2 protein-coding genes are annotated in these 2222 nt (G+C 61.4%); both read right to left on the reverse strand.

What is annotated here, in order from left to right; all coding sequences use genetic code 11:
- The coding region (locus OR1_RS20380) for a hydrogenase iron-sulfur subunit (RefSeq protein WP_041974973.1) at positions 1-491 on the reverse strand (491 nt) is incomplete at its 3' end.
- A 57-nt stretch (positions 492-548) separates the two neighbouring features.
- Positions 549-2222 (reverse strand): CoB--CoM heterodisulfide reductase iron-sulfur subunit A family protein (locus OR1_RS20385; RefSeq protein ID WP_041974975.1); only part of this gene is annotated, 1674 nt, incomplete at its 5' end.

The following is a 2222-nucleotide window of genomic DNA, read 5'->3' on the forward strand; positions in this document are numbered from 1 at the left end:
TTGTACGCTTCCTGTAGTTCCGGACTGTTCAGCTGTCCGGACCAGCACTCTTGCCTTTCCAGCTCCTTGAACTCCGGCATCGGCCCCATAGTCCGGACCTTTTCGGTCAGCTCGGTGACTACCTCGACCCATTTCCCACCCTCGGCAGCCGATACCCAGGAGAACTGGAGCCGGTTCAGATCGACCCCGACAAATTCCAGGAGCTTTCTGAAGGCGGCAAACCGCCGCCGGGCGTGGAAGTTGCCGGCCATGTAGTGGCAGTCGCCCGGGTGGCAACCGGAAACCAGGACGCCGTCGGCCCCTTTCTGGAAGGCCCGCAGGATGAAGACCGGGTCGATCCTGCCGGTGCAGGGGAACTTCACCACCCGGACATTGCTCGGGTACTGCATCCGGCTGGTGCCGGCCAGGTCGGCCCCGGCATAGGTGCACCAGGTGCAGACAAAGGCCACTATCTTGGGTTCGAAGTCGTGTTTCAGTTTCTCAGCATGCATGCAAATTTCCTTGTCTGACTAGTCGGACAAGTCTGACCGGTCTGACTTGTCCGATTGTTATAATGCCTCTATCTGTGCCATGATCTGCTCATCAGTGTACCCATCCAGCTCGACACTCTTCGACGGGCAGGTGGCCTGGCAGGTGCCGCAGCCGCCGCAGACGCCGGGGTTGACCCAGGCGACGACCTTGACCAGGTTCCCCTGGCGGTCGCGGATCTCTTTCTCTTCGACGGCGCCATAGGGGCAGACCTTCATGCAGGCGAGGCAGCCGGCGCAGAATTTTTCGTTGACTGTGGCGATGATCGGCTCCCGCTCCAGCTGGTCTTTGGCAAAGAGGGTCATGACCTTGGCTGCGGCAGCAGACGCCTGGCTTACGGTATCCGGGATGTCCTTCGGCCCCTGGCAGGCGCCGGCCAAGTAGATTCCGGCGGTAGCGCATTCGACCGGCCTCAGCTTGGCGTGGGCCTCGGAGTAGAAGTTGTATTTGTCGTAGGAGATCCCGAGCTTCTGGGCCAGACTGTCGGCGCCGGTACGGGGCTGGACCGCGGTGGCGAGTACCACCAGGTCGGCCTCGATCTCGACCTGGATGCCGACACTTATGTCGCTCCCCATGACTACGATCTTGCCGTCTTTCTCGTACATCCGGGAGACCGCGCCGCGGATGTAGACCGCTTCTTCCTCTTCGATGGACCGCCGCCAGAATTCGTCATACCCTTTGCCCGGGGTTCGGGCATCCATGAAGAAGACGTACGCCTGGCCGTCGTGGACCTTGTGCTTGTAGAGCATGGTGTGCTTGGCGGTGTACATGCAGCAGATCTTTGAACAGTAGGAGATCCCTTTTTCCCTGGCCCGGGAGCCGACGCACTGGACAAAGACCACCTGTTTCGGCTCTTTGCCATCCGATGGCCGCAGGATCTTGCCGCCGGTGGGGCCGCTAGCCGAGGCCAGCCGCTCGAAGGTCATACCGTCGATGACGTCGGGGATCTTGCCGTGGCCGAATTCGCCATACCCTTTGATGGGGGAGCCTTTGGGTTTCTCGGTGATATCGTAGAGTTGGAAGCCGGTGGCAACGACGACGGCGCCGACCGGCTCAACGATGATCTCGTCTTCCTGGGTGTAATCCACTGCCCCGGGACCGCAGACCTTCTGGCAGACCCCGCACTTGCCGGTTTTGAACCAGGTGCAGTTCTCCCGGTCGATGACCGGGGTGTTGGGGACGGCCTGGGGGAATGGGACGTAAATGGCGGGGCGCACGCCTAAGTTCCGGTCGAAGCTGTTGGGGATCTTCTTCTGCGGGCATTTGGCCATGCAGACCCCGCAGCCGGTGCATTTGGCCATGTCAACCGACCGGGCCTTCTTCCTGATTTTTACCTGGAAGTTGCCGATGTAGCCGTCGACCGCCTCGATCTCGCTGTAGGTGTGCAGGGTGATGTTGGGGTGGTTGGCAACGTCGACCATCTTGGGGGTCATGATGCACTGGGAGCAGTCAAGCGTGGGGAAGGTCTCGGAGAGCTGGGCCATGTGGCCGCCGATGGAGGGCTCCCGCTCGACGAGGACGACCTGGTGGCCGGCGTCGGCGATATCGAGGGCGGCCTGGATGCCGGCGATGCCGCCGCCGATGATGAGCGCCTTTTTGGTGACCGGTACGGTGATCGGTGCCAGTTTCTTGTTCCGTTTGACCCGCTCGACGAGCATGGTGACGATTTGAATCGCCTTGGCCGTGGCTTCTTC

Origin of the sequence: Geobacter sp. OR-1 (genome assembly GCF_000813145.1) — a bacterium.
Lineage (GTDB): Bacteria > Desulfobacterota > Desulfuromonadia > Geobacterales > DSM-12255 > Geoanaerobacter.